General features: G+C 73.8%; 12 protein-coding genes. All 12 read right to left on the reverse strand.

From position 1 onward, the window contains the following. Positions 1–144: 144 nt before the first annotated feature. Positions 145–1,032 (reverse strand): lysophospholipid acyltransferase family protein, encoded by an 888-nt coding sequence (locus OHA99_RS08550; protein ID WP_153177546.1) that lies wholly within the window; start codon positions 1,030–1,032, stop codon positions 145–147. A gap of 109 nt (positions 1,033–1,141) precedes the next feature. Further along, positions 1,142–1,822: a DUF1295 domain-containing protein gene (locus OHA99_RS08555; RefSeq protein ID WP_007445195.1), complete on the reverse strand. Its 681-nt coding sequence runs from the start codon at positions 1,820–1,822 to the stop codon at positions 1,142–1,144. A gap of 42 nt (positions 1,823–1,864) precedes the next feature. Beyond that, on the reverse strand, positions 1,865–3,085 hold the full coding sequence (locus tag OHA99_RS08560; protein ID WP_153177547.1) for an aromatic ring-hydroxylating dioxygenase subunit alpha: 1,221 nt from the start codon (positions 3,083–3,085) through the stop codon (positions 1,865–1,867). 83 nt (positions 3,086–3,168) lie between these two features. Continuing rightward, the gene (locus tag OHA99_RS08565; RefSeq protein ID WP_366473361.1) at positions 3,169–5,982 is read right to left on the reverse strand and encodes a PEP/pyruvate-binding domain-containing protein; all 2,814 of its coding nucleotides are present in this window, start codon (positions 5,980–5,982) and stop codon (positions 3,169–3,171) included. Between the two features lie 22 nt (positions 5,983–6,004). Then, a complete protein-coding gene (locus OHA99_RS08570; protein WP_153177549.1) occupies positions 6,005–7,093 on the reverse strand; it encodes a cyclopropane-fatty-acyl-phospholipid synthase family protein in 1,089 nt (362 codons plus the stop codon). Next, entirely contained in the window at positions 7,081–7,923 is an 843-nt protein-coding gene (locus OHA99_RS08575; protein ID WP_153177550.1) for a thioesterase II family protein, read from the reverse strand. The genes OHA99_RS08570 and OHA99_RS08575 overlap by 13 nt, the downstream gene beginning before the upstream one ends. Then, the gene (locus OHA99_RS08580) at positions 7,910–8,953 is read right to left on the reverse strand and encodes an NAD-dependent epimerase/dehydratase family protein (protein WP_405695099.1); all 1,044 of its coding nucleotides are present in this window, start codon (positions 8,951–8,953) and stop codon (positions 7,910–7,912) included. The genes OHA99_RS08575 and OHA99_RS08580 overlap by 14 nt, the downstream gene beginning before the upstream one ends. Before the next feature lie 3 nt (positions 8,954–8,956). Further along, entirely contained in the window at positions 8,957–15,883 is a 6,927-nt protein-coding gene (locus tag OHA99_RS08585; protein WP_228126091.1) for a type I polyketide synthase, read from the reverse strand. A gap of 27 nt (positions 15,884–15,910) precedes the next feature. Further along, positions 15,911–17,509 (reverse strand): L-proline--[L-prolyl-carrier protein] ligase RedM, encoded by a 1,599-nt coding sequence (gene redM, locus OHA99_RS08590; RefSeq protein ID WP_381501573.1) that lies wholly within the window; start codon positions 17,507–17,509, stop codon positions 15,911–15,913. A 125-nt stretch (positions 17,510–17,634) separates the two neighbouring features. Further along, entirely contained in the window at positions 17,635–19,545 is a 1,911-nt protein-coding gene (locus OHA99_RS08595) for an aminotransferase class I/II-fold pyridoxal phosphate-dependent enzyme (protein WP_405695102.1), read from the reverse strand. Beyond that, positions 19,542–19,805, reverse strand: a complete 264-nt coding sequence (locus OHA99_RS08600) for an acyl carrier protein (RefSeq protein WP_007442211.1) — start codon at positions 19,803–19,805, stop codon at positions 19,542–19,544. Before OHA99_RS08600 ends, OHA99_RS08595 begins: the two co-directional genes overlap by 4 nt. Positions 19,806–19,876: 71 nt before the next feature. Next, on the reverse strand, positions 19,877–20,884 hold the full coding sequence (locus tag OHA99_RS08605; RefSeq protein WP_164382905.1) for a beta-ketoacyl-ACP synthase III: 1,008 nt from the start codon (positions 20,882–20,884) through the stop codon (positions 19,877–19,879). Between the last annotated feature and the right edge of the window lie 327 nt (positions 20,885–21,211).

The raw sequence follows: 21,211 nt of genomic DNA on the forward strand, positions 1-21,211 counted from the left end.
GGTCACGCTCGTCGGTCTCGGCATCCTGGCCTTCGCCAGCGTGCGCAGCATCGGCCGGCGGGGATCGTCGGCGGAGGGCTGACGCGAGCGGCTCACACGGGCGGCTCAGGCGAGCGGCTCAGGCGCGCGGCTCAGGCGGGCGGCTCAGGCGAACGGGGAGTCGCGGCCCTCCAGCATCTCGTTCAGCGTGTGCTGGATGGTGTCCTTCACCTCGCCCGCGAGCTTCTCGACCACCAGCGGGTCCTCCGCGGCGTCCTCGGGGAAGACGTCCGTGTGGATCGGGGCGCCGAAGCGGATGGTCCACTTGGTCGGCATCGGGATCAGGCCGAGCACGCCGAGCAGCGGGAACGTCGGAGTGATCGGGAAGTACGGCAGCTTCAGCATCCGGGCCAGGGTCGGGGCCGAGCCGATCATGGGGTAGATCTCCTCGGCGCCGACGATCGAGCACGGCACGATCGGGCGCCGCGAGCGCAGCGCGACCGCGGCGAAGCCGCCCCGGCCGAAGCGCTGGAGCCGGTAGCGCTCCTCGAAGGGCTTGCCGAGCCCCTTGTACCCCTCCGGCATCACGCCGACCAGTTCGCCGGAGCCGAGCAGCCGCAGCGCGTTCTCGGGGCACGCCCGGACATGGCCCGCCTTGCGCGCGAGGTCGCGGACGACGGGGAGGTCGAAGGCCAGGTCGGCGGCGAGCAGCCGCAGCCTGCGGTGTGCGCCGTGGTGGTCGCGCAGGGCCACCTGGAGCATGAGGGCGTCCAGCGGCAGGGTGCCGGAGTGGTTGGCGACCAGGAGCGCTCCCCCGTCGGCGGGCACGTGCTCCAGGCCCTCCAGGTCGACCCGGAAGTACTTCTCGTACAGCAGCCGCAGGGCGGGGAGCAGGTAGTCGTCCGTCAGCTCCGGGTCGAAGCCGAAGTCGTCGACGGCGCCCTCGTCGGAGGTCAGCCGGGCGAACGCGTCCGCGCCGCCGGCCAGGACCTCGCGCAGCACCTCGGCGGTCAGGGACGCCTCGGCCTCTCCGAAGGGGATGTCTCCGGTCATGCGTGCCTCGTCTCGGATCTGTGGGTGGGGTCGGGTGTCGCGCCCGGTACGGCGGCCCGCCTCGCCCGGGGCGGGCCGCCGTACCCGTGCGACGGGTGTGCGGGTGGTGTCAGTACACGTAGGGGACGAACTTCGCCGTCCGTGCCGCGTACGCGTCGAACGCCTCGCCGTAGCGCTCGGCGAGGTACTTGTCGAGCATGGGGATGTTCAGGAAGACGAACATGCAGACCATGATCAAGGGGATGGCGAACGCCCACACCGTGCCGGTCACCAGCGCGAACCCGGAGAAGAGCACCGCGTCACCGAAGTAGTTGATGTGCATGGAGTGCTTGAACAGGCCCTCGGTGTAGAGCTTGCCCTTGTTCTCCGGGCGCTTCTTCCAGAGCTTGCGCTGGTACTCCGACCCCGTGTTCAGGTAGGAGCCGAGGAGGTACAGCACGACGCCCAGCCAGGTGAAGACGCTCACGCCGGCGTCGTTGGTGCCGCCGAAGTACGCCATCGTGCCGTGGATCACCAGGACCCAGACGCCGATGGTGGACGCCTCCGACCAGTCCATCTTCCGTTGCAGCATCACGAAGTTCGTGGCGATGAAGCGCAACAGGTAGAGCACCGACAACGCGGCCAGCAGGGCCCGGCGCAGGGTCGCCGCCTCGTCGAAGTCGGTGCCGAACCAGTCGGCCACGGTGTCCGCACCGCCGAAGAGGAACCACACCGCGCCGGCCACGGCGACGGTGTTGAAGGTCGTCACCAGCGTCTTGGGGCCGGTCGACGCGTCGTATCCGCCGTACATCTCTCACTCTCGCTCTCTCTTGTCCGTCCCCCGTCTTCGGGTCTACGGGCGCGCGGCGGCGTCCTCCCTGGGCTTCGTGCCGCGCCGTCCGCCGCCGGTTCCCCGGCCCGCGGCCGTGGCACGGGCCGGTGCCCCCTCCCGCCCGGCCTCGTCCGGTGCGGGCGCCGGTTCCCGGGCCGCTTCCCCGGCCGAGGTGGTCGTCGGCGCCGGTGCCGGCTCCCGTGCCGCGGCGGCGTCCGCGATCAGCTTGGCGCGCATCGAGACGTACTTGGCGTTCATCTCGTCGACGGGGATGAACTTGTTCACGCCGCCGGCGCTGATCTTGGGCTCCTGGTGTTCCATGATGCGCACGTCCTGGGGGTCCTGTACCCACTTCTCCATGTAGAGGGACGCCCACGGCAGCAGCCGGCGCAGCGGTTCGATCCGCAGGACCGGCTTGACCTGCTCGTACTCGTACCAGCGCAGGATGTGTTCCGTGTTCTCGTCGTCGATCGGGACCAGCCAGGAGGTGGTCTCGAACTGCTCGGTCTGCACGTGCACCATGCACGGGAAGGTGAACGTGATGACGTAGTGGGTGGTGTTGGCGGGGTCGTCCTCCTGGCAGTGGTCGAAGGAGTAGCGGATGGTCTGCCCCTCCGCCTCCGTCTCCACGTGGTGGTTGGTGATCCGGGTGGCGGCGAGGTAGCGCTCGCGGCCGTCGAGGCCGAGCTTGCTCGGCGTGCCGTACAGGAGCAGGTAGTCGATGTAGTTGAACCAGTGGTCCCGGTGCACGTAGGTCACGTGGTAGAACTCGAGCAGGCTCTCGATGTAACGGGTGTAGTGCACCGGGCGGGTCCAGCGCTTGGTGGCGTACAGCTTCTGGTTGTCCGTCACCTCGGGCGGCGCCTGGACCGGCGGCAGGTCCGCCGCGGGTCGCTCGTCGCCCCACCACATCCACACCAGTCCGAACTGTTCCCGGACCGGGTACGTGGCCACGCGCAGCGAGCCGGGGATGCGGGCCTGCGCGCCCATGGCGGGGATCACGCGGCAGGCGCCGTCGGCTCCGTAGCGGAAGCCGTGGTACGGGCACTCGATGGTGTTGCCCTTCATGCGGCCGTCGCCGAGGTTGGCGCCCTTGTGGGGGCAGCGGGCGCCCTGGCAGACGAGGTTGCCGTCGATGTCGCGCCAGAGCACGAGGTCCTGGCCCATGCGGCGCACACCGAGCGGCTTGTCGTTGCGCACCTCCTGCGTCTCGACGATGGGGTACCACTGATTGGGGATCATCGGGTCGTCTCCCGTCTGGGTGGGATTCCTTGAATCCGCCCCGTGCGGGGCGGCCGTGGTCTGCGTTGCGGTGGGGGCGGCGCTCAGTCGCCGGCGGCCGGGGCCTCGGCTCCGGGCGTGCTCCGCGGGTCGGTGTCGGCGCTCCCGCCCGCCTCGGCGTCCGCGTTCTCGACGACCTCGACCGTGCCCGCGTCGCCGTCGACGACGATCAGGTCGCCGGTGTGGATGCGCTGGGTGGCGTCCTTGGTGTTCACCACCGACGGCACGTGGAACTCGCGGGCCACGATGGAGCTGTGCGAGAGCATCGACCCGATGTCGGTGACGACGCCGCCCGCGATGGCGAACAGCGGCGTCCAGGAGGCGTCCGTGTACCGGGTCACGAGGATCTCCCCGGCCTCGAACTCGTCGGCCTGCCACACCAGGTCCTCGACGATGCGGGCGCGGCCCACGATGCGTCCGGGGCTGGCGGCCAGGCCCTCGAGCCGGGCGCCGTCGGCGGCGGGCCGGACCGAGGCGGTGATGTCGTGCACGCCGACGAAGGTCAACGGCGGTTCCGGCAGCCGCTTGTTGTGCTCGTGCAGCCGGCGGGCGGCGTCGACGCGGGCCCGGTCGAAGACCCGTACGGCGTCCTCGTCGCCGGCGAGGTAGCGGCGGACGTCCTCGAAGTCCAGGTGGGCGACCTCGTCCAGGGAGTGCAGGACACCGTCGGCGACCAGGCGCCGGCCGACCTCGTAGACCACGTTCCGCACCAGCCAGATGGACGTGATCATGGACATCCGGGTGGTCTCCCGCAGCTCGCTGCACAGGGCGTACAGGGAGATGACGGTGTCCAGGATCTGGCGCTTGGGCATCGGCAGCCGGTCCAGCACCTCGCGGGAGTCGTCGGACCAGGCACTGCTGCGCCGCAGGATGTCGTCGATGGAGAAGCCGTCGGCGACGTAGCGCCGGATCATCTGGAAGATGTACGAGGGGTCGTCGATCCACCGCGGGTGGGTGATCTCCATCTCCTGGTGGCCGCGGGTGCCGTTGGCGCGCAGGAAGGGCTCCATGTGCCGGTCCCAGAAGCGCTGTCCGGCGGGGTCCTCGCGCAGCAGCCGGGCGATGTCCTCCAGCGGCTCGTCCTTGATGATCCTCAGGACGGCCGGGTCGTTCTTGGCGGCCTGGGCGACCGCCCAGACCTCCTTCGCCGACTCGACGGTGCGCAGGCTGGACATGTCGGTCTTGACGCGGTTCTGGAGGCCGGTGCCGTCGCTGCCGAGCCAGCGGGCGCACAGCTCGGTGAGCAGGCCGTAGAACGCGAACGCGTTGATGTAGTACGGCATGTAGCCGACGTGCATGTCGTGGAACCAGGCGAGGTCGCGGTGGAGTTCGCCGTGCAGCTCGCGCCGGCTCATCCGGGTGAGGTCGAGGCCGCGGGCGCGGTCGAACTCGTAGAGCCGGGCGTCGACCATCTGCTGCGAGCGGGACTTCATCTGCGTCATCTCGCGGGCCGTGTGCTGGAGCCAGTGGAGGGCGGACCGCAGGTCCTCCATGCCGCCGGGGAAGGTGCCGAACGGGTTCTCGTAGGAGGCGAGGTCCACCTCCTCGCTGACGAAGCGGCTGGTGAAGTGGCGCTGGTCGCGGGTGGGCAGGCACTGGGCCAGCAGGTAGGAGCTGTAGGAGATGTTGAGGTAGACGTGCCCCTGGTAGAAGCCCATGTGCAGGTCGGCGTCGCCGGTGTCGCGCACGCCGAGGGCGCCGGCGCAGTCCGTGTGGACGTTGCGCTGGTAGTAGCGGGCGAAGCTGAGGCCGAGCGGGGACATCAGGCCGACGAAGATCTCCCCGATGTCCATGCGCGACCACAGGGTGCCGTTCAGGACCGGCTCCGGCTGCGGGGCGACGTAGGGGCTGAGCGCGCCGGACGGGGCGGCGGGGGCGACGGGGCGGGTGGTGATGGGCCGGGTCTGGAACAGGTGGAAGACGCCGTCGCGCACGCCCCACTCGATGTCCTGCTCGCTGCCGTAGAGGTCGCGGATGCGGACGGCGAGGGCGCCGAGTTCGCGCAGCTGGTCGTGGGTGAGGCAGGGGACGCTGCGGGACGCGGCGTCGACCTTCGTCATGCCGATGCGGCCGGGCTCCAGCGGCGCGCACTTGGTGACCTTGTAGCGCACCCGCTCCTCGACGACCTCCAGTTTCTCGTCGTCGACGACGAAGAAGTCGCTGGAGACCTGACCGGAGACCAGTCCTTCGCCCAGGCCCTGGCAGGCCTCCACGACGAGGCGGTGCGGGCGGGGGTTGACCGGGTCGACGGTGAACATCACGCCGCTGACGTCGGTGTGGATCATCTCCTGGACGACCACGGCGAGGGAGTCGGGCGCGTCGGTGTCCCGGTAGACGGTGGCGCGGTCGGACCACAGGGAGGCCCAGCAGCGCAGGACCGCGTCGAGGACGTCCTCGTCGCCGCAGACGTCGAGGACCGTGTCGTGCTGGCCGGCGAAGGACTGGGCCGCGGAGTCCTCCCGCAGTCCGGAGGAGCGCACCGCCACGCGGGGGCGGCCCATGCTGCCGTAGGCGTCGAGGACGGCGTCCGCGATCGGGGCGGGCATCCGGGTGCCCAGGATGCGCTCGCGCATCGTGCGGGGGTCGGCGCCCGGGGCCTCGGCGGCGATCCCGGTCTCCCGGAGGTAGGCGTCGAAGAGGGCGGTGGTCAGGCAGAACGCGGGCGGGACGGGCAGTCCGGCGGCGGAGAGCTCGGCGAGGCGGGTGCCCTTGCCGCCGAGTTCCCCGCGGTGGCCTCCGGCCGGGGCGCCCGCGCCCAGGGTGACGACACAGGCGGCGTGGCCGGTCTGGCCGGTCGGGCCGGTGACCGGGGTGCCGGTCTCCGTGGGGGTCGTCGAGTCGCTGACGTGCGTGTCCATGGCGGGTGTGTCTCCTCGGCGGTCAGGCGTGCGCGACGCGCTTGCTGGTGCCCGTGAAGGCGTGGAACTGCTCGCCCGGGACGATCCGGGTGGCCTCGACGTCGTCGAACCCGGCCTGGCGGAGCTGGTCCGCCAGCGCGTCGGCCTGCGGCAGCGGGCCGCCGAAGTCGGCGTAGGTGAACCAGAGGTTGAGCGCCTCGAGGCCGACGTTGCCGCCCTTGCAGGAGGTGGTGAGCAGCAGCCTGCCGCCGGGTGCCAGCAGGTCGTGGGCCCGGCGCAGGGCGTCGACGCGCTCGGCCTCGGGGAAGTAGTAGATGTTGTTGTGCAGGGTGACGAGGTCGAACTGGGGCTGCGCGTCGAGGGTGCGCAGGTCGGCCTGGCGGGTCTCGACCCGGTCGGTCAGCCCCCACTCGGCCATGTTCGCGGCGGCGCTGTCCGCCACGTCCTGCTGGAGGTCGACGGCGAGTGCCGACAGGCGGGGGTTGAGTCCGGCGGCGTAGCGGACGTAGGCGCCGCTGCCGCAGCCGACCTCCAGGAGCCGGACGGGCGCGTCCCGGTCCAGGGTTCGGGCGATGGCCTCCTCGACCAGCGGCTGGATCACCCGGGTGGAGCGGGCGATGACGAGGCCGTCCTGGTCGTCGAGGGAGAAGCGGCGGCCCTCGCGCAGCATGCGGGGCCCGTTGAGCAGGGCGGGCACGTGGAAGCGCAGGACCTCCTCCAGCGCGGCGGCGATGGCGTCGTTGCCGGGCTGGGCGAGCGCCTTGGCGGGCAGGCTGCGCAGCTTGTAGCAGCCCTCGCGCTTGGCGAGGTCGCCGAGGCGGATGCCCATGTCCAGCCACTCCTTGAGGCGCGGCAGGTCCTCGTCCGCGACGCCGAGCCGTTCCGCCAGCGACTCCAGGTCGCAGGGGCGTACGGCGAGGGCGGCGAGCACGCCCGAACTCGCCGCCGAGGCCAGGAAGGCGGCCCGGTACACCGGTTCCACGAAGCCCTTGGACAGGGCCAGGAGCAGCGGCATGTGCGGGTTGCCGAGCACCTTGGTCACGGTGCGCAGGTCGGTCAGCGGCGCCTCCACGCGGCTGCCGACGCTCTTGGCCAGGCTCAGAATGTCCATGTTGCTTCCCTTGTTGCCTTCCTGTGCGGGGTGGTGCCGAGGGCGTCGAGTTCGGTGCCCAGGTGGGCGAGCAGCCGGTCGCGGGACGGGCCGCCGTTCAGGAAGAAGTGGTTGCCCGGCAGGTGGCGCCGCAGGAACGAGCCGGTGGTGTGGGGCCGCCAGGCCTCGACCATCTCCGGCGTGGCGATCGGGTCCTCGGTGGCGGAGAACGCCGTCGTCGGGCAGTCCAGCGGCGGCCGGGGGTGCCAGCCGTAGCGCTCGCAGGCTTGCAGGTCGGCGCGGAGCACCGGGAGCCTGCGGTCGAAGTAGGCGGCGCCGAGGGTGTCCGCGTCGCCGAGTCCGCCCAGGTCCCGGATCACCTCGCGCAGCGCGGCGTCGGGCAGGGTGTGGTCGGCGCGGTCGCCGTACAGGTGCGGGGCCCGGCTGCCGGAGACGAACAGGTGCCGGGGCGGCGGCAGTCCGCGCCGGCGCAGCACGCAGGCCACCTCGTAGGCGAGCAGGGCGCCCATGCTGTGCCCGAACAGGGCGTAGTCGTGGGCCAGCCGGTGCTCGTCCAGGGCGTCCGCGACCGCTTCGGCGAGGGGTTCCATGGTGTCGTACGGGCGCTCGCGCAGGCGCAGTCCGCGGCCGGGCAGTTGTACGGGGACGACGGCGACGGTGTCGCCCAGGTGCTCCTGCCAGCCGCGGAACGCGGAGACCGTGCCCCCGGCGTAGGAGAAGCAGACCAGGCGCAGCGGTGCGGTCGCCGGGTCGGGCGGCCCGGCGGCCGGTGACGCGACGGGGCGGGGGAACCAGGCGGACCGCTGGGAGAGCAGGTCAGCGGGCGACATGGGCGCGCCCCTCGGCCGAGTCGAGCCAGGCGACGGTGCGCCGCATGCCCTCCTGGAAGTCCACCTCGCCCTTGAAGCCCAGCTCCTCCTGGGCGCGCCCGATCGGGTAGGACTGGTCGCGGTCGAAGAGGTGGACGGCGTGCCGGGTCAGCACGGGCCGGGAGTCGATGCGCAGGACGCTCCACAGCTTCTCGGAGACGGTGGCGACGGCGGTCGCGACGGGGGTGGGCAGGCTCAGCCGGGGGGCCTTCACGCCCAGGCCCTCGGCGAGCGCCTCGACGTACGCGCGCCAGGTGGTGTCGTGCGGGTCGCGCAGGTTGTAGGCGCGGCCCGCGGTGTGCTCGCCGGTCGCGGCGGCGATGATGCCGTCCACGGCGTTGGAGACGTAGAGCAGTCCGGCGGGCACCCGGCCGCCGCGGATGTAGACCATCTGCTTGCCCAGCAGCAGGTTCGCGATCTCGATCACGAAGTCCTTGCTGCCGGGGCCGTAGACGGAGACGGGGCGGACCACGGTGACCGGCAGGCCGGTGCGCTCCGCGGCGGCCCACACGGCGCGCTCGCCGAGCATCTTGCTGCGGTTGTAGGGCAGGCCGATGTCGCGCGGGGCGGTGGTCTCGTCGCAGGGCCGCTCGGGGTAGCCGTAGACGTCGGTGGTGCTGAGGTGGACCAGGCGCTCGACCGTCCCGGCCTCGTGGGCGGCGTCCACGAGGTTCTTGGCGCCGTCCACGTTGACCGCGCGGAACCGGTCCCAGGGGCCCCAGTCGGCCGACAGCCCGGCGCAGTTGTAGACGTGGCGGACTCCGCTGGTGGCGCGGCGCAGGCTGTCGGTGTCACCGAGGTCGCCGATGGTGACCTGGGCGGCGGCGCCGGCGAAGGCGGCGCGGTCGCTGGTGGAGCGCGCCAGGACGCGGACGCGGTGCCCGCGCTCGGCCAGGCGGTGCACCAGGTGACCGCCGATGAAGCCGCTGGCGCCGGTGACCAGGATGTCGGGGGCGGCGGCGGACGGGCTGTCTTGGCTGAGTGAGGACATGGATCACACCAGGAGGTCGAGGGAGTGTTCGAGGTCTGCTTCGCTGTGGTCCGCGTTGATGAAGAAGCGGAGCCGGCACTGGTCGCGCGGGACGGCGGGGTAGCCGATCGGCATGACGTTGACGCCGCGCTCAAGGAGCGAGTTGGAGAGCGCCATCGTCTTCTCCCAGTCGCCGGTGATCACGGGGATCACCGCGGAGAGGCGGGAGACGCCGACGTCGAGGCCGCGGGCGCGGGCGCCGGCCCGGAAGAACTCGGCCAGCTCCTGCACCCGTGCGACCCGCTCGGGCTCGTCCTGGACGACGCGCAGCGCCTCCAGCGCGGCGGCGGCGTTCGCCGGGGAGATGCCGGTGGAGAAGATGTGCAGCGGCGCGGTGAACTTGAGGTACTCGATGATCGGGCGGCGGGCCGCGATGTAGCCGCCGAGGCTGCCCAGCGCCTTGCTGAGGGTGCCCATCCACAGGTCGACGTCGGCCGGGTCGGTGCCGTAGTGCTCGCCCACGCCGCGCCCGGTGCGGCCCAGGACGCCGATGGAGTGCGCCTCGTCGATCATCAGCATGGCGCCGTGCCGCTTCTTGACCTCGATGAAGCGCGGCAGGTCGGGGATGTCGCCGTCCTGGCTGTAGGCACCCTCGATGACGACCAGCGCCCGGCGGTGCGAGGCCCGCGCGCCGGTCAGGATGCGGTCGAGCGCGGCCCAGTCGTTGTGCGGGAAGGACCGGCGCCGGGCGCCGGAGAGGATGCAGCCGCGCACGGTGCTGTCGTGGATCCAGGCGTCGTGCACGACCAGGTCCTCCGGGCCGAACAGGTGGCCGACGGTGGCGACGTTGGTGGCGTGGCCGCCGGAGAACACGATGGCCGCCTCGGCGCCGACGAACCCGGCGATCTCCGCCTCGAGTTCGTGGTGCAGCGGGGTCTCGCCGAACAGCAGCGGGGTGGCGGAGGCCGAGGTGCCGTAGCGGTCCACGGCGTCCTTGGCGGCCTGGCGCACCCGCGGGTGGTGGGAGAGGGCGAGGTAGTTGAAGGCGGCGAAGTTGACGACCTTGGTGCCGTCGACCGTGGCGAGCGCGGAGTTGAAGCCCTCGTGGGTGCGTCCGTAGGGGTTGGAGCCGCTGGACTCGGTCTGCCGGAGCCTGCCCTGGAGTTCGGCGTACTCCGCCCAGTCCTCGAAGGCGCGCTCCTGCCGCACGGGGGCGGCGGGCGCCGGGGCCGGGTCGGGGGCGGGGGCAGCCGGTACGAGAGCAGGGGCAGGGGCAGACGGTACGGCGGCGGGGGCCGCCTGGGCCGGGAACGCCTGCGGCGGGTACGGCTGCGGCGGATACGGCTGGGGGACGTAGTAGGCGTACGCGGGGGCGCCGTGCGGCGGGTAGCCGTACGGGTACGGGTACGGCACGCCGGGCTGCGGGACCGGGGCGGCGACGGCGTAGCCGTGGGGCGGGGCCGGGAAGGCGCCGTAGGGCCCGTACTGCGGTGCCGGGGCGGGCGGTACCGCCGCTGCGGCCGCGGGGTGGGCCGTCGGCGCACCCGCGTCGGTGCCGGCACCGACGGTGTGGACTCCGCCAGTGGGGGCGCCGACGGTGGGGGCGCCGTCGCGGTCGTCGCCGGCGGAGAGCCGGCCGATGATGTCCTGCACCGTGGGGTCCTCCGGCAAGTCCTGGAAGCTGTGGATGCGTTGGGGGTAGCGGGCGGTGAGCCGGCGGTGGAGGTCGGTCCGCATCAGCGAGTCGAACCCCAGGTCGAGACCCAGCCGGGCGTGCACCGGCAGATCGGCCACGGGGAAACCGCAGACGCGGGCGACGGTGTCGAGCACGGTGCGGGAGACCTCGCCCGCCGGGTCCGGCAGGGCCGTGCCCGTCGCCGTGGGCTGGGGCGGCATGGGATCGCCTTCCTGGTGGGGAGTGGGGGCCTGGAACCGGTAGGTCCGGCGCTCGAAGGGCGTGTGCGGCAGCGGAACCCGGGCGGGCGGGCGTTCGCCGTCCAGGGCGGACCAGTCCACGGTTCCGCCGGCGCAGTGGTGGGCGCCGAGCGACCGGAGCAGCGTGCGCCGGTCGGGGGCGCCGCGGCGCAGCGAGGGCAGCCACAGCGTCGGGCGCGCGTCGCCCGCCGGGGCGTCGGCGACGGCGGAGCGGCCGAGGTTCAGCAGGGTCGGGTGCGGGCCGATCTCGACGAAGGCGTCGCAGAACGGCCCGTCCTCCGTGTTCCGGTCGCGCAGGCGGGCGAAGCCCTCGGCGAAGCGCACGGTGCCGAGCAGGTGCCGGACCCAGTACTCCGCGTCCACCCGCTCCACCGGTTCACCCGTGGCGTCGGAGATCCAGGGGACGCGCGGGGCGTGGAACTCGACGGCGCGGGCGGCCTCGAGCAGCGGTTCGGCGGCGCCGGCCATCAGCGGTGAGTGGAAGGCGTGCGAGACGGCGAGCGGCCGTACGGTGACGCCCTCGCGCTCGAGGTCCCCGCGCAGCTCCGCGATCCGGTCCACCGGGCCGGAGAGCACCAGGTGCCGGGGCGCGTTGACGGCGGCGACGGCCACCCGGCCGTGACCGGCCGCGGCGCCCCGCACCGTGTCGGGGTCGCCGACGCAGGCGATCATCGCGCCCTCGCCGGGCTGTTCGTCCATGGCCCGTCCGCGGACGACGGCGAGCGTGAGGGCGTCCTCCAGGGAGAGGACGCCGGCGACGCACGCGGCGGCGAAGGCTCCGACGCTGTGCCCGAGCACGGCGGCCGGGCGCACTCCGCAGCTCTCCCACAGGTTGGCGAGGGCGACTTCGAGGGCGACCAGGGCGGGCTGGCAGTAGCGGGTGCGGGCCAGGTCCTCGGCGTGCCCCGGGTCGAAGAGCAGGTCGGTCACAGCGATCTCGCCCAGGCCGCGCAGCACCTCGTCGGCGCGCCGCAGGGTGCGGGCGAAGGCGGGGTGATTGTCGTACAGTTCGCGGCCCATGCCCGGGTACTGGGTGCCCTGGCCGCCGAAGAGGAAGGCGACGGTGGGTGCGCCGCCGTGCGCCGGTCCGCCGCGGGCCACGTCGGGGGCGGGCTCGTTCCGGGTCAGCGCGCCGAGGGCGGCGTCCAGTTCGGCCGGGGTTCCGGCGGTGAGGACGGCACGGTGGGGCAGGTGGGAGCGGCCCGTGTTGGCGGAGCGGCACAGTGCGGCGAGCGACGCGCCGGGGTGGGCCGCGAGGTGGGTGCGGTACCGGCCGGCCAGGGTGGTCAGGGCGGTCTCGGTGTGCGCGGACAGGGACAGGGCGTGCACCGCGCCGTCGGGGGCGCCGGACTGGTCGGCGGGCGCCGGGGGTTCGGGCGCGGACTCGACGATCACGTGGGCGTTGGTGCCGCCGAAGCCGAAGGAGCTGACGCCGGCGCGGACCGTGCCGTCGGCGGTCAGCGCGTGCCGGGCGGTGGGCACGGCCAGGCCCGAACCCGTCCAGTCAAGGTGCCGGTTGGGCGTGGTCAGGTGCAGCAGCGGCGGTACCTCCCGCTGCCGCACCACGAGCACCGCCTTGATCAGTCCGGCGATGCCGGCGGCCGCCTCCAGGTGGCCGATGCCGGTCTTGACGGAGCCGACCGGGCAGGGCGCGTCGGCGGGGCGGCCCCGGCCGTAGACGCCGGCCAGCGCCTCCCATTCGACGGGGTCGCCGAGGGCGGTGCCGGTGCCGTGCGCCTCGACGAAGTCGATCTGTCCGGGCTCGACACCGGCCCGCTCCAGCGCCCCGGCCATCACGGCACGCTGGGCGGTGGTGCGGGGCGCGGTCAGGCCGTTGGCGCGGCCGCCGTGGCCGAGCGCGGAGCCGGTGAGCACGGCGTGCACGCGGTCGCCGTCGGCCAGCGCGGCGGACAGCGGCTTGAGGCACACCAGGCCCGCGCCCTCGCCGCGCACGTAGCCGTCGGCGCCGTCGTCGAAGGTGCGGCAGCGTCCGCCGGGGCCGAGCATTCCGCCGCGGGCGAGCGCCGCCGAGAGCCCCGGCGTCAGCATCAGGTTGACGCCGCCCGCGAGGGCGAGGCCGCACTCGCCGTCCCGCAGGCTGCGCAGGGCGGTGTGGACGGCGGCGAGCGAGGAGGAGCAGGCGGTGTCGAGGGCGAGGCTCGGCCCGTGCAGGTCGAAGAAATAGGAGAGCCGGCCCGCCGCGACGGACTGGGCGTTGCCGGTGGCCGAGTGCATGTCGACGACGGCGGGGTGGGGCATCTGGAGGTCGGCGTAGTCGTGTCCGCTGACCCCGACGAAGACGCCGGTGTCGGAGCCCGCCAGGGAGGAGGGTGCGATGCCGGCGTCCTCCAGGGCCTGCCAGGCGACCTCCAGGAGCAGCCGCTGCTGGGGGTCCATGCGTACGGCCTCGCGGGCGGAGATGCCGAAGAAGCGGGCGTCGAAGTCGTAGACGTGGTCCAGGAACCCGCCCGGACGCCCGTCGGGCCCCGCGACGTCGGCCGCCCGGTCGGCGGGGGCCTCGCCGACGGCGTCCCGGCCGTCGCGCAGCAGCCGCCAGTAGCTGTCGGCGTCGGGGGCGCCGGGGAAGCGGCAGCCGATGCCGACCACGGCGACGGGCTCGTCGGCGGGGGTCCGGCGGGCGGGGCCGTGCGGGAGTGGGTGCGGGAGCGGGGTGCCGTCGGTGCCGGGGTGCGGGAGGTGGGTCCTGCCGCCGGTCGTCGCGTCGGCGGTGACGTGCGCCGCCAGGGACTCGACGGTCGGGTGGTCGTAGACGGTGGCCGGGGTGACGGGCGTGCCGAGCCAGTCGCCGAACCGGGCGGCGAGGGCCACGGCCTGCTTGGAGTCCAGGCCCAGTGAGGTGAAGGGCACCGTCGGGTCGATCACCGAGGGGCGCAGGCCCAGCCGGGCGGCGACGGCACGCCGCAGCCAGGTCGCGGCCTCGGTCCGGGTCCGCCCCGGCGCGGGGGCGGGTGCGGGCGCGGTGTCGGCGAGGGCCGTCCGGCACAGTGCGGTCAGGGCGTCGGCGCCGTCCGGCTCGGGGCCGGACAGGAGTGCGCCGACGTCGAGGGGGACGCCGAGCCCGTCCGCCAGCCGTTCCACGACGGTCAGCAGCCGCGGGTAGCGCGGGGTTCCCTCGGCGGCGTCGGAGGCGGCGAGGGCGTCGGCGACGAGGGCGGCCGTACGGTCCCGGGTGCCGGGGCCCGGGTCGTGCGGCCGGGTGCCGTCCGGTGGCGTGCCGTCCTGGACGACGCTCGCGGCCACCACGGGCAGTTCGAGGTCGAGCAGTTGCTGCCGGCAGGCGCTGCGCTGGATCTTGCCGCTGGTGGTGCGCGGCACCGAGGAGCGCCTGAGCAGCACGACGGTGTGCGGCGTCACCTGGTGCTCGTCGGCGATCGCGGTGCGCAGGCGGGCCAGCAGGGCGTACGGGTCCCCGGCGCCCGGCCCGCCGATCTCGTAGGCGAGCGCCAGCTGTTCGCCGTCCGCGGTGGGAATGCCGAACGCGGCCCCGTGCCCGGCACGCAGGCCCGCGCCGACGCGTTCGGCGGTCTGCTCCACGTCCTGCGGGTGGATGTTGCGGCCCTGGACGATGATCACGTCCTTGGTCCTGCCGATGACGAAGAGCTGGCCGTCGTGGCGGAACCCGAGGTCCCCGGTGCGCAGCCACGCGGTGTCGGGTCCGTCCTCGAGGCGGGTGCCGAAGACGTCCGCGCCGGCCTCGGGGCGCTTCCAGTAGCCGCGGGCGACGTTCGGTCCGGCCACCCGGATCTCGGCGACGGTGCCGTCGGGGACCCGGTGGCCGGTGGCGGCGTCGACCAGTGCGACCTCGACGTCGGCGACGGGGGCTCCGCAGCCGACGACGCGGGTGGTGCGTGCGCCGCCCGGTTCCGACCGGCGCGCGGTGCCCGCCTCCAGGGCCGCCGCGTCGAAGGACTCCACCACCGGCGCCTCGGCCGGTTCGACGCCGGTGACCATGAGGGTCGCCTCGGCGAGGCCGTAGCAGGGCAGCAGCGCGGTGCGGTCGAAGCCGGCCGGCGCGAAGTACTCGGCGAACCGGTCGAGGGTGTCGGGGCGGATCGGCTCGGCGCCGTTCAGGGCGAGGCGCCAGCGGCCGAGGTCCAGGCCGGCCCGCTGTTCGGGGGTGATCCGGCGCAGGCACTGCTCGAAGCCGAAGTTCGGCGCGACGCTGGTGGAGGCGCCGGTGCGGGAGAGGGTCTCCAGCCACAGCAGCGGGCGCCGCACGAAGGTCGCCGGGGCCATGAGGTGCGCGGGGAATCCGCCGTACACCGGGGTGAGGATGCCGCCGATGAGGCCCATGTCGTGGTACGGCGGCAGCCAGGACACCATGCCGGAGCCGGCGTCGTGGCCGAGCCTGAGGTGGATGGAGCGCAGGTTGCGCACCAGGTTGCCGTGCTCGACCATCACGCCCTTGGGCGCGGCGGTGGAACCGGAGGTGTACTGGAGGAAGGCCAGGGAGTCCGCCGTGCGGCCGGGATCCTGCCAGGGGGCGGTGGAGTCGCCGGTGTACAGGTCCTCGGTCACCAGCCAGCGCACGCCGTCGAGTTCGGTGCCGACGTGTCCGGTGCCGCGGGCGGCGACCGCCTCGCGGACCGTGCCGGTGGTGAGGGCGTGGGTCGCGCCGGAGTCGCGGGCGATGGCGGCGAGGCGGGGCGCCGTCTGCCCGAACCGGGCGTTGTCCGGCGGGTAGGCGGGGACGGCCACCGCGCCGGCGTACAGGCAGCCGAAGAACGCGGCGAGGTAGTCGAGGCCCGGCGGGTGCAGCAGCAGCACCGGGCCCTCCCCCACCCCGGCGCGCCGCAGGTGTGCGGCCACCTCGCGGGCGTGCAGGTCGAGTTCGCGGTAGGTCCAGGCGACGGAGGTGCCGTCGCCGTCGGTGAGGAAGCGGTGGGCGAGGGCGTCCGGGGTGTGCTCCGCCCGGTGCCGCAGCAGGGCGGTGACGGTCTCCGGTTCGGGTCCCTGCCAGTGCGCGCGTATCTGCTCCGCCGGCCCGTGACTCACGTTCTTCTCCATGGATCGCCGGGCCACTCAGCGGGCCGTTCCGAGCGGCGCCGCGGCGCGGGGGGCCGCGTCGACGCCGAGTCGGCGGTAGTCGGTCTTGCCGTTGGGGTTGCGGGGCATCCGGTCCAGGTGGACGGCGGCGTGCGGGACCATGTAGGTCGGCAGGTGCCGGGCGCAGTGCTGCTTGAGCTGCACCAGGCCGATCCGGTCGGCGCCCTCGCGCAGGGTGTAGTAGAGCCGCAGCCGGGCCCGGGGGCCGGAGCCGTCGACCAGGACGGCGGCGTCGGCGATGCCGGGGTGGCGCAGCGCCGCTGCCTCGATCTCGCCCAGCTCGATCCGGTAGCCGGAGAGCTTCACCATGCGGTCCTTGCGCCCGCGGTAGACGAGCCGGCCGTCCTCCTCGTAGCTGACCAGGTCGCCGGTGGGGTGCACGCCCCGGCAGTGGGCGGTGGAGACGGGGTCCTCGGCGCGCCGCCAGTAGCCGGGAGTCACGCACACGCCGGACACGTGGAGTTCGCCGAGGGCGCCGGGCTCGCGGACAGTGCGTCCGGCGTCGTCGACGACCGTGGTGCCGGCGCCGGGGATCGGCAGGCCGATCGGCACCGGGGTGGCCCGGTGCAGGTCCTCGGGGCGGACCCGGTGGTAGGTGCAGACGTTGGTCTCGGTGGGGCCGTAGAGGTTGTACAGGGGGGTGCCGGCGGGGAGCAGTTCGCTCAGCGCGCGCAGGTGCGGGACGGGGTAGACCTCGCCGGCGAAGAGGACGTACCGCAGGCTCGCGGCGTGCTCGGGGGTGAGAGCGGCGGAGGCGGTCAGCAGGTGCAGGACCGACGGGACGGAGTACCAGACGGTGACCCGGTGCCGGCGGATGCCCTCGGCCAGGGCGGTCACGTCCTTGGTCGCCGCGTCGGGGACGATCCACAGCGCGGCGCCGCAGGACAGCGCGGTGAACAGGTCGAAGGTGCTGAGGTCGAAGTTGAAGGAGGCGTGGCCCGCGAACACGTCGTCGGGGCCGACGTCCAGTTCGTCGCGGGCCCACGCCACGAAGTTGGCCAGTGAGCCGTGCGAGATCTGCACGCCCTTGGGCGTGCCGGTGGACCCGGAGGTGTAGAGGAGGGCGGCGAGGTCGCCGGGGGTGAGGGAGGGCAGCAGGGTGACACCGCCCGCGCGGCCCTTCTCCCAGCTCTCCCAGGGGGCGACCGGGGTGCCGCCCACGGTGTCGGGCAGCCGGTCGCCGACGGCCACGACCGTGGTGACGGAGGCCGGCAGGTCGTCGTCCCCTAGCAGGGCGGCGTGGTGCGCGTCGGTGAACAGGACGACGGGTTCGGCGTCCGCCAGGATGGTCCGCACCCTGCTCACCGGCTGGCCGCCGTCCAGGGGGACGTAGGCGCATCCGGCCTCCAGGGCGGCGACGATCGCCTCGGCGTAGCGCGGCTGCTTGTCCATCCAGACGGCGATCCGGTCGCCGACGCGCGCCCCGAGGCTGAGCAGGTGGGCGGCCACGGCCTCGACCCGGGCGGTGAACTCGCCGTACGTCAGGGGGTCGGAGCCGACGAAGGCGGGCCGGGCCGCGTGCTGCGTGGACGCGTCCTGGGGCAGGCGTATCACGGAGGGAGTGGTGGCGCTCATGGCGTGGGGCCCTTCTCCTTGACGTGCGTGGGTGGCTCGGGGCCCGGCCCGCCCGGCAGGGAGGGGGCCTGCCGGGCGGGGCCGGGCGGACGGGGGCCGGCGGACGGGGCGGACGGAGACGGCCGCTACGGGGTGGGCAGCACCCCGGTCTCGCGGGCGGCGTCGACGAAGATCTCGGCGGCCAGGTCCAGGTCCTGCGGGGTGTGTTCGCAGGTGACGCTGACCCGCAGCCGGGCGTCGCCGAGGGGCACGCCGGGGTAGACCACGGTCTGGCAGAACAGGCCGCGGGCGCGCACCGCCCGGCCCATCTCCATCGCGCGGCGTTCGTCGCCGATGACGATGGGCAGGATCGCGCTCTCGGAGTGCTCCAGGTCGAACCCGGCCTCCAGCAGCCGGCCGCGCAGCGTGCCGATGTTGGTCCACAGCCGCTTGAGGCGTTCCGGCTCGGCCTCGATGACGTCGATGGCGGCGATCAGCCCGGCGGCGACCCCGGCGGGGATGTTCGCGGCGAAGACGTAGGAGTTGGAGTAGTAGCGCAGGTACTCGACGACCTCCTCCTCGCCGACGACGAACCCGCCCATGCCGGCCAGGGTCTTGCTCATGGTGCCCAGTTCCAGGTCGACCTCGCCCTTGAGGCCGAAGTGCTCGGCGGTGCCGGAGCCGCGGACGCCGAGGACGCCGGTGGAGTGGGCGTCGTCGATCATGACGCGCGCGTCGTACTCCTTGGCCAGGCGGACGATCTCGGGCAGGTCGCACACGTCGCCGTGCATGCTGAAGACGCCGTCCGCGACGATCAGCCTGCCGCCGGTGCCCTGCTCGGCGCTGCGGCTGAGGATCCGCTCCAGGTCGGCCATGTCGTTGTGCCGGTAGATCTTGCGCACCGCGCCGGAGAGCCGGGCGCCGTCGACGATGCTCATGTGGTTGAGACGGTCGACGACGAGGGTGTCGTAGCTCTTGACGAGGGCCGAGATGGCGCCGAGGTTCGCGGAGTAGCCGCCGGGATAGACGATGCAGGCGGGCCGCTGCTTGAACGCCGCCAGCCGGCGCTCCAGTTCCTTGTGCAGCATGTTGGTGCCGCCGATGAACCGGGAGCCGGTGTGGGTGGCGCCGTAGGTGCGGGTGGCGTCGACGACGGCTTCGATCACGCCGGGGTGGTTGGCGAGGCCGAGGTAGTTGTTGGAGGCGAACATGAGGAACTCGCGCTTGCGGCCCTCCAGTTCGTCGAAGATGACGGCGCGGTTGCCGCACTTGGAGTGCAGCGGCATGCCGTACCAGTACAGGCGGTCCTTCTCGCGGGAGCGCAGGTAGCCGGCGAAGCTGCGGGTCTTGGCGAACAGGTCGGGGTCGCGCTGCTCGGTGAAGTCCTTCATCGAGCGGTGGTCCCAGTCGTCCGGGCCGGTTCCGGGTGCCGAGCCGGGGGCCCGCCGCGGCTCGGGCGTGTCCGTGCCCGCGCCGCCGGCCGCCTCCGCGCCCTGGGCCGTGTTCCGGACGGCCGGGGCGCAGGCGCGCAGTGCGTCGGCCAGGGCGCGCAGGGTCGTGGCGCCGGCGAGGTCCGGGGCCGGCCCGGTGAGGCCGAGCCGCTCGGTGGCCTCGGCGACGACGGAGGTCAGGACGACCGAGTCGACGCCCAGCTCGCCCTCCAGGTCGGCGTCGAGGGCGAGTTGGTTCCGCTGGTACTGGGTCTGCCGCATGGCGGCGGCGACCACGGCCTCGGTGACGGGGTCGGCGGCCCCGGCGTCGGTGGCGGCGGGGGCGGGTGCGCCGGATTCCGCGTCGGCGGCCAGCGCGGCGCGCACGGCGTCGACGAGTTCGCCGATGGTGGCCGGGCCGGCGGGCAGCTCGGCGGACAGGGCGAAGTGCTCGCGGACGGAGAGCAGGACGGACTCCATGATGACGGAGTCGATGCCGAGGTCGGCCTCGAAGTGGCTCTCCGGCCGGAGGTGACCGACGTCGTACAGGGTGCGGGCGGCGATGACCTCCACGACGCCGTCGTGGACCCGCGCGGTGTCCGGGTGGGTGCTCACGGGGTTCGTCATGCGGCGCCGCCCCCCGCGTTGTCCCGGAGCCGGTCGACCAGGGCGCAGATCGCGTTGACGGACCTGAAGTTCTGCGGGGTGACCTCCGGCAGGGGCACCGTGACGCGGAACTCGCCCTGCAAGTAGTGGACGAGGTCGAAGATGGCGGCGGAGTCGATGATGTTGAGCTCCGCGATGGGGGTGTCCGGCTCCAGGCCTTCGGCGTCGCCGCCCATCCAGGCGTCGGCGATGTAGTCGGTGATCAGTTTCCGAGGAGTCATGGTCGTCCTTGGTTCATCGGTCGTCTGCACGCGCTGGGACCGGACCCCGCTCCGGGGCCGGCCCGCCGCCCTCAGACCGGATCGATGGCGGGCCAGGTCAGGGCGGCGGCACCCCAGGTGAGTCCGCCGCCGAACGCGGTGAGCAGGACCCGGTCGCCGGGCCGGAAGGTGCCCCGGGCGTGCGCGTGGTCGAGCGCGAGGGGGATGGAGGCGGCCGCCGTGTTGCCCACCTCGGCGATGTTCCCGACGCTGCGCCCCCGGGGGATGCCGATCTCGTCGGCCAGTCGTGCGGTGATGCGGTGGTTGGCCTGGTGGCTGACCAGCCAGTCCACGTCCTCCACCCGCCAGCCGGCCCGGTCGAGCACGCTCGCCGCGCACTCCCCCATGCGCTGGACGGCGAGCCAGAAGACCCGCTTGCCCTCCATGGTGAAGTAGCGGTCGGCGGAGTCGGCCGGTGCCGCCTCGCCCGGCCGCGGCGGGCCGCCGGCCGGCACGGTGATCAGGTCCACGCCGGTGCCGTCGCTGCCCAGCCGCAGCGGGCCGAGGGCGCCGGTCTCGTCCGCCTCGCCGGCGCGCAGCACGACGGCGCCCGCGCCGTCGCCGAAGATCACCGAGGTGGACCGGTCCTCGGGGTTGAGGATGCGGGAGAACGTCTCCGCGCCCACGACGAGGACCCGTTCCGCGGCACCGGAGGCGATCAGACCGGACCCCGCGGCGAGCCCGTAGAGGAACCCGGAGCACACCGCGGCCACGTCGAACGCCGTGATCGGTCCGGCCCCCAGCCGGGCGGCCACCGTCGGCGCGGTCGCCGGGCAGGGCCGGTCCGGGGTGGTGGTGGCCACGATGACCGCGTCGACCTCGTCCGGGGTCAGGCGCGCGGACTTCAGCGCCCGCTCGGCGGCGCCCACCGCCAGGTCGGAGGTGTGGGTGCCGTCCTCGGCGACGTAGCGCTGCGCGATGCCCGTGCGGGCCCGGATCCAGGCGTCCGAGGTGTCCATGGTCCGTTCCAGCTCGGCGTTGGTGACGCACCGGGACGGCAGACAGGAGCCGATGCCGGCCACCACGGACGCCCGGGTCACCGGACACCGCCCGCGGAGCGGCTCCGGTGTGCGGGCTGCCGGGACGTGCGGCGGCGGAGACGGGAAACCACGTGTGTGCTCCTCGCGTGATGGACGGTTTAGCGGCCGGCGGGTGCGGGGAGTTACTCGGGCACCCCGGCCGCCCCGAGTCTGGCCGGGACACCTGACCGGGCGCTGACGGCCGGCTGACCGCGGCTCCCGCCCGGCCGGCGCCCGCCGGGGGTCAGCGAGCCGTCAGCGGGCCGTCAGCGCGCCGCCCCAGACTTGCCGGAGCGTCGCATCGCCGCCGCACCCGCCCCCGCACCACCCCGTCGGCGGGCCGGGACG

Source organism: Streptomyces coelicoflavus (assembly GCF_045041415.1).
Taxonomy (GTDB): domain Bacteria; phylum Actinomycetota; class Actinomycetes; order Streptomycetales; family Streptomycetaceae; genus Streptomyces; species Streptomyces coelicoflavus.